Source organism: Acetobacter sp. P5B1 (genome assembly GCF_018811985.1).
GTDB lineage: Bacteria > Pseudomonadota > Alphaproteobacteria > Acetobacterales > Acetobacteraceae > Acetobacter > Acetobacter cerevisiae.
Genome location: NZ_JACRVS010000047.1, coordinates 1 through 7300 on the forward strand (window position 1 = coordinate 1; position 7300 = coordinate 7300).

Here is a 7300-nt window from a genome sequence, read left to right on the forward strand (position 1 = left end):
TGAAGATGGCAGCAAGTGTTTTGAAGAACACGCCATAATAGGCCTGCGCATGCCGGTGCCCCTCAAAAACAGTCGGAATGTTCTCCAGCTTGCGGTTGGCCACCTGTTCCTCAAACTCCTGAAACAGCATGAACTGCTTGAGCGGATGATCAAACAGGCTCTCTGCTTCCGCGATCACCTTGCGCAGCAGGGCCGAGAACGCTTCCTTCGCATACGGATCATCCTGCATCTCGTAGTCGATCATTTTCGTCACACGGGTGCGAATCAGGTCCGTCTCGTTGCGGGTTTTCTCCTCGCTCCAGTTTTCGGGCTCGTTGTCTTCCGGCTTCTGCCCCATCTTGCCCACGGCATACAGACCGCCAGACTCATGCACCTTCACCCCGGCGACGTGCCGGTCCAGCAACTTCTTGACCTGCTCGGCATACTGGTCGAAGTCCACCGTCTCACCCGTATCCTGCATCACCATCTGGCGCAGACTGGTCAGTTGCTTCAGCGTCTCCTTGTAGGTGGCGCGGTCCTTTTCCGTAAAGCTGGTGTCTTCAAAGAACGCCACGGATTGCAGCGCCACTTTCAGGCAAGCCGCAAATTTTGTCAGCGCCTCATAGAAATCATCCCGGCGCTTGAGGTTCACGTCCACCATCTGGCCGTGCTCCTCCAGCATGCGGGGCATCAGCACGGAGCGAAGTTGCTGGAGGTCGCTTCTGTTCTTCACACTGTCAAAAATGGCCCAGAGCGCTTTGTGTAGGGCCGGAAGTTCCCGATACTCCGTGCTCATCTGGCTATACAGCCCGGCAATATCCTTCGGGTCATATCCGCCGACATTTTCGGCTGCCAGTTGGTCATAGCGGGCAAGCGTGGTGTCCAGCTCTGCCAGAATGCCGCGATAATCAATCAGCAGTCCGTGCTTCTTCTGGTCATGCAGCCGGTTCACGCGGGCAATGGCCTGAAGCAGATTGTGCTGCTTCAGAGGCTTGTCGATATACAGCACCGCGTTCTTCGGTTCATCAAAGCCGGTCAGCAGCTTGTCGACCACGATAATCAGCTTGAGGTCCGGGTCTTTCTCGAAGCGCTCGATCACGCCACGCGTGTAGTCATCCTCGCTCTGGCTGCCGACATTCTCCTTCCACCAGGTCTGGATTTCCGGCTCTTGCGCTCATCGACTTCCGTATGGCCTTCCCGCGTATCGGGCGGGCTCATGACGATGGCGCTCTCGAACAGACCGACCTCATCCAGATACTGCTTGTAGCGGATGGCGGAGAGCTTGCTGTCACAGGCCAGCATGCCCTTGAGGTCTTTATCAATATTGTTGTCAAAATGTGTGGCCAGCTCCATGGCGATCAGCCGGATGCGATCATCGGCCTTGTACACCTGATTGGCGCGGGCAAAACGCTTCTTGAGATCCGTGACCTGCTCCTCGGTCAGCCCCTGCGTGATGCGCTCGAACCAAGCATCAATGGCTTCCTCATTAACGTTAAGATCGGGCTTGCGTTCTTCATAGAGCAGGGGTGTCACGGTTCCATCCGAGACAGCCTGCTGCATGGTGTAGGAGTGGATGATCCTGCCAAAACGGTTGGTGGTCTCACTCCCTTTGAGCAGCGGTGTGCCGGTAAAGGCGATGAAGGCGGCGTTGGGCAGGGCGTGCTTCATGCGGGCATGGTTCTCACCGCCCTGACTGCGATGGCCTTCATCCACCAGCACGATGATGTCCGCGCTGTCATTATGGCATTCGGGCAGAGCGGTGGCGGTGTGGAACTTGTTGATGAGCGAGAAGATGATCCGTTCCTGCCCATGCCCGATTTGCTGCGCCAGACGGCGGCCTGAGGTCGCGAGCGCCTCTTCCTTGTCCTTCTTGTCCGCCAGTTCGCCACCGGTGGAGAAGGTCGTGCTCAACTGGCGTTCCAGATCCTTGCGGTCTGTCACCACCAGAATACGGCACTGTTTGAGGTCGTCATCCAGAATGAGGGCGCGGCTGAGGAACACCATGGTGAAGGACTTGCCGGACCCGGTGGTGTGCCAGACCACGCCGCCCTCACGCCCGCCATCACTGCGGCGGGACTTGATGCGTTCCAGCAGGCGCTTGATGCCGAAAACCTGCTGATAGCGGGCGACGATCTTGCCTGCCTTGCGGTCGACCAGCGTGAAGAACCGCGCCATGTCCAGCAGGCGATCGGGCGAGAGCAGGCCGATCAGCAGCCGGTCCTGATCCGTGACATGCAGCGGGCGGGACGCCCAGTCCTCGAACCAGTCCCGCGCAGGGGGCTTCCGGTCGGCAAACAGCGCGTCTTTCTGGGCCGTCGAAAGCGGCGTATTCTTGAGCGCCTCCATCCGGCTTTCAGGAATGTCCTCTTCCTTCCAGCTTGCCCAGAATTTTTTGGGTGTGCCGCAGGTGCCATAGCGCGCGTCATGCCCGGTGATGGACAGCAGAAGCTGGCTGTAGGCAAAAAGCTGCGGAATTTCGTCCTTGTTCTGGTTGCGAATACTCTGGGAAATCCCGGCCTCCACGGTCGGGCCTTTGCCCGGCTGGCCATCAGGGCGCTTGGCCTCGATCACGGCCAGCGGAATGCCGTTGACGAAACACACGATATCCGGTCTGCGCGTCTGTGTCAGATCCGTGCGCAGGACACTGAATTCTTCGGTAAAGGTAAAGCTGTTATTTTCCGGGTTCTGCCAGTCGATGAGGGCGATGGTCGGGTTGGCTTTGCGTCCGTCGATGAACTCGGTAATGGCAATGCCGAACAGCAGATGCGTTGTCATCTTCTCATTGGCGTCACGCAGGCCGGAGACAAAGTCCGGATGCGTGACGTGAGAGACAAGCCGTTCAATGGCCTGATCGGACAGAGCGTGTTCCTGTCCTTCAAACGTGAAGCGGCGTTTTTTCAGTTCCGCCCGCAGGAGTGTGTCCAGCACCACGGCACCCTGCTTGCCGCCCCGCAAGGCGAGTGCTTCGGATGGGGGTAGAAACCGCCAGCCGAGCATGCTGAGCAGGGCCAGTGCGGGCAGTTTGGCGCTGTATTCTTCCTGAAATTTTGGGGCGGGAGGCATGGTGTCAAATATCCTGCAAGCTGAAATGACTTAATCGACCGTCACGCGACGTTTGCCCGTGAGAAGCTGCTGCATCAGGGCTTTCTTCTCCTGACGCAGGCGGGCGAGGTCGGATTCAAGGGCCGTGATTTCTTCGTCCGATGTGCTCAGGACAGCAGCGATGGCTTTCTGTTCGGGGAGTGGGGGAAGATTGAGGGATATTTCAGAAAGTTTATTTTTTGAAATATTATACCTTGTCGCACCCTGAGCTAATAATTGAATTTTGCGTCGAATTTCCTCTCCTCTAAACAGAAATTGAGAAAAATTGGGATTCATTACGAGTGATTTTTTGGGTCTAAAGCCAAAGCAGAATGAATTAAGATAAAATATGTCATTGCCTCCATATAAAAACACAGAACTCATCCCTACTTCCTCTGGAGTCTCAGAAGAGGTTGTGAATAAAATATCTCCATATTGTAGCTTGTTTTGATTTTCGTTTGTTTTTATTTCAACGTATTCAATATCTTTTATGTTAACGCAAGAATTTAAAAATACATTTTTGTACGTGATATATTTATATCCTGAACCGAAGTCATTTTTCGTTTTGCCGCTTAATCCAGTAAAAGATGAATATATCTCTCCCAGACGATTAACTTTCCACTCCCCTGTGAACCCCGGCAGGCGTTTTTTGCCTGTGAGGAGTTGTTGCATGAGGGCTTTTTTCTGCTGCTGGCTGTTGGCCAGAAGCTTCTCCGCTCCCTCAATCGCACGATCCCACGTCGAGAGGATCGCCGCGATCTTCTTCTGTTCGGGGAGAGGGGGGAGGAGAATTGGAAAAGAACGAATGGTCGAAAGATTCAGTCCGGCTTTTGCGCCAGCATCGTTTAGAGAGTTCATTTTTTGATTAAGCTTCTTTGAAGACAAGGCGTAAGCGACGAATGTGCTGGAAGCAGTCGCAGTCTTTAATCTGACTAAAGCAAGATGCTGATTGATAAATGCTGTTCCAAATCCGTTCGGAACTAGACCGATTTTTCCAAGTTCCGCTGTGATGGAAATGAGAATGTCTCCATTCTTCAATGCTGTGCGTTTTCCATCAGTGGAGTCATGCGGAATGGAGACGAACTTCATGTCATTTTCTGAAATTTTGACTCCATCACGTGCAAGGTTGGTCATTCTTACAAATTTATCTCCAGTATCAGAATAATACTGTGCCCAATCCCGTGATCCGCTAGTGATGTTGGACGCAAATTCTCCAAGATTGGAATATTTCCACCCCTCAGGAAGCATAACCCAGCTCCTTCAGATAAGCGTCCATCTGTGCTTCCAGCTTTACCAGTTCGGCCTTGATCTCCGCCCGTTCCGTGCGCACGGCGTTCAGGTCAATCTCCTCTTCTTCCTCAAACGTATCAACATAACGCGGAATGTTCAGGTTGTAGTCGTTCTCCCTGATCTCGTCCGGCGTGGCGAGGTGGGCGTATTTGTCCACGTTCTTGCGGGCGCGGTAGGTGTCCACAATCTTCGTGATGTTGTCTTCAGTCAGCACGTTCTGGTTCTTGCCTGCCTTGAATTCCCGGCTGGCATCAATAAACAACACGTCCTTGGTCTTGCGGTCTTTGCGGAAGATCAGAATGGCGGCGGGGATCCCCGTGCCAAAGAACAGCTTTTCCGGCAGGCTGATCACGGCGTCCAGCAGGTTTTCCTCAATCAGCTTCTGGCGGATCCTGCCTTCCGAACTGCCTCGGAACAGCACGCCATGCGGCACCACCACGCCCATGCGGCCGGTGCGATCTTTCAGAGTGGCGATCATGTGCAGAATAAAGGCGTAATCGCCCTTGGTCTTGGGCGGCACGCCACGGGCAAAGCGATGATGCACATCCTGCTCCGCCTCATCATGCCCCCATTTGTCGAGGCTGAAGGGCGGGTTGGCTGTCACCACGTCAAAGCGCATCAGGTGGTTTTTATCATCCAGCAGCTTGGGGTTGCGGATGGTGTCGCCCCATTCAATGCGATGATTGTCCTCGCCATGCAGGAACATGTTCATCTTGGCGAAGGACCATGTGGAACCAATGGCTTCCTGCCCATACAGGGCGTAATCCCGGCTGCCCTTGTGGTTCTGCGTCACCTGTTTGCCGCACTTCATGAGCAGGGAGGCCGAACCACAGGCCGGGTCACAGATGCTCTCACCCGGTTGCGGGCTCAGAATACGGGCCAGCAGTTCACTGACTTCGGGCGGGGTATAGAATTCGCCGGCCTTCTGGCCGCCACTGGCGGCAAAGTTCTTGATCAGGAACTCGTAACCATTGCCGATCACATCCAGATTGCCCACGCGCGAGGGCCGCAGGTTCAGGTCCGGTTTGGCAAAATCTTCAAGCAGATGCCGCAGAATGGTGTTTTTCTGCTTTTCATCACCCAGCTTGTCAGAGTTGAAGCTGATGTCCTGGAACACGCTTTTGCCTGCGTCCTTCAGCTTGGTGCCGTTGGCTTCTTCAATGGCGTGCAGGGCTTTATCAATCCGTTCACCATTTCCGGGGGCATTGCGCTCTTTGTAGAGGGTATAGAAATCCGCACCTTTCGGCAGAACAAAGCGTTCTTGCTGAAGCATGGCTTCGATCAGGGCTGGATTGTCGCCATATTCCTTTTTGTAGCCGTCATAATGGTCCTGCCACACATCGGAGATGTATTTCAGGAACAGCATGGTCAGCACGTAATCCCGGTAAGTGTCGGGGCTGACAGTGCCACGGAAGGTGTCACAGGCGTTCCAGAGCGCCTTGTTGATGGTGTCTTGTGAAATCTGCTCGGTCACGAACTTAAATCCTGTTTCAAAACGTCAAGGGAGTGTCAGCCCGCCAGAAGGTCTCTGGCAAGCCCGGTCATGATCTGCTGGCTGGTCTGGCGGAGGCGGTGCAGAAGCGCCTCCTCGCGCTGCATGGCATTGGCCAGTCCCACAATCTGTTTCTGTCGGGGCAGGGGAGGCAGCACAACGGGCGTGGCTTCCAGCACTGGCCGGGCGATGTTGCGGACCAGGGTGGAACTCTGGGCGTTCTGCTCCAGATGCCGCTGTGCGGGTTCCTGATTGAGCCACCATGCCAGATAGGCGGGCAGCACGTCTGGACGCGACACGCGCAAAAGAAAGAAGTGCGGAGCGGCGACAGCCTGAAGGCTGCCAATGCGCTCATCAATCAGAACTGCCTGTGACCCATTGCCACGGGCCGGGAAGAGAATATCGCCCGGACGCAGCCAGTCTGGCTCACGCCGCCCGCTCACTTCCGTCCGCACGCAGGACGTCCAGTCCACGCCTGAAGAGAAGGTGTCCCGCATCTGCACGACAGCTGTTTCCGCACCCGCAACGGGGTCAATCCGTCCTCTGAACGGGTGCCCCGCCGAGATGCTGGCGACCGCCATCAGATCCGTTTTTTGTGCGCCATTTGCTTTCATGTGATTTAGGTAAGCGATCGGGAGAGAGTCGTCAAGGACATTTTACCATTGCCTTTGGTGCAAAGAAATACTCCCGTAAATTTTATCTTCATGGGGTGGTGATGCCGTCATGACGGTGTCATGTGGGTGTCATTTCTATCGCACCTTTGGTGCTCTCTGAGAGGCCGGAATGACGGCGTCATGACGCCACCTTAAATGGTGTCATGGAGCCAGTGACACTGGCTGGAGCTGTCATCTGTGGTGTCATGACAGGTGTCACGCAAAGCGTCGTTGGTGTCACAATTCCTGAAAAACGGCAGAAAACAGCCATTTTCCTTTTTCTTGGCGTGTCCCGGTTTTTGGGTGTGTGAGGGCACGCTACCTCAATTTCATATGCACACTCCGTTATGCATATGAAATCGCTACGTTTTTTTTGTTCTATCGCGGCATTTTTGCGACGCAAAAATCAAAGCCGCTCTTTTTCTCCGCTTCCAGCGCTCTTGCACCTGCGGTGCGCCCTGATGACGGGGTGTGAAGGTGTCATTTTTCGGGGTGGGCGTTGTGAGGCGCATGACCCCAAATTCCCCAGAGGATTTTGTTCCCTGTATCGTTGGGAAGTGAGGATTGGGGTGGTGCGTCTCGTTCCTTCATGCTTTGAACGAGAGAAAACAATGTCTGATCGTACTACGATTTCGTCCGCCACTGAGGTGGACCTCATGCAAATTGTCGCCCTGCACCGGCTGCTTGATTTTGCTGTCAGTGAGGCTCTTGCTGGTAACGTGGATGACAGTGTCCTGGAAGGGACGGTCATTCTGACGCGTATGGTTGGCCAGAAGGTCAGGCTGGTTGCCAACAGGGTGCTGGG

General features: G+C 54.7%; 4 protein-coding genes and 1 pseudogene. 1 reads left to right on the top strand and 4 read right to left on the bottom strand.

Annotated elements, in window-relative coordinates; genetic code table 11:
* The 4 genes and pseudogenes from KP703_RS14870 to KP703_RS14885 all read right to left on the bottom strand — a co-directional run.
* Positions 1-3042, bottom strand: a pseudogene (locus KP703_RS14870) (type I restriction endonuclease subunit R); the annotation flags it as partial.
* Between the two features lie 30 nt (positions 3043-3072).
* Complete coding sequence (locus KP703_RS14875) at positions 3073-4308, bottom strand: restriction endonuclease subunit S (protein WP_215755490.1); 1236 nt, start codon at positions 4306-4308, stop codon at positions 3073-3075.
* Entirely contained in the window at positions 4298-5824 is a 1527-nt protein-coding gene (locus KP703_RS14880; RefSeq protein ID WP_215755491.1) for a type I restriction-modification system subunit M, read from the bottom strand. The genes KP703_RS14875 and KP703_RS14880 overlap by 11 nt, the downstream gene beginning before the upstream one ends.
* Positions 5825-5859: 35 nt before the next feature.
* Positions 5860-6456 carry a restriction endonuclease subunit S gene (locus KP703_RS14885; protein WP_215755492.1) on the bottom strand — a complete coding sequence of 199 codons (597 nt, stop codon included), beginning with the start codon at positions 6454-6456 and terminating at the stop codon, positions 5860-5862.
* A 650-nt stretch (positions 6457-7106) separates the two neighbouring features.
* Between KP703_RS14885 and KP703_RS14890 the strand changes: the two genes are divergently transcribed.
* A partial coding sequence (locus KP703_RS14890) for a hypothetical protein (RefSeq protein WP_215755493.1) occupies positions 7107-7300 on the top strand: 194 nt, incomplete at its 3' end.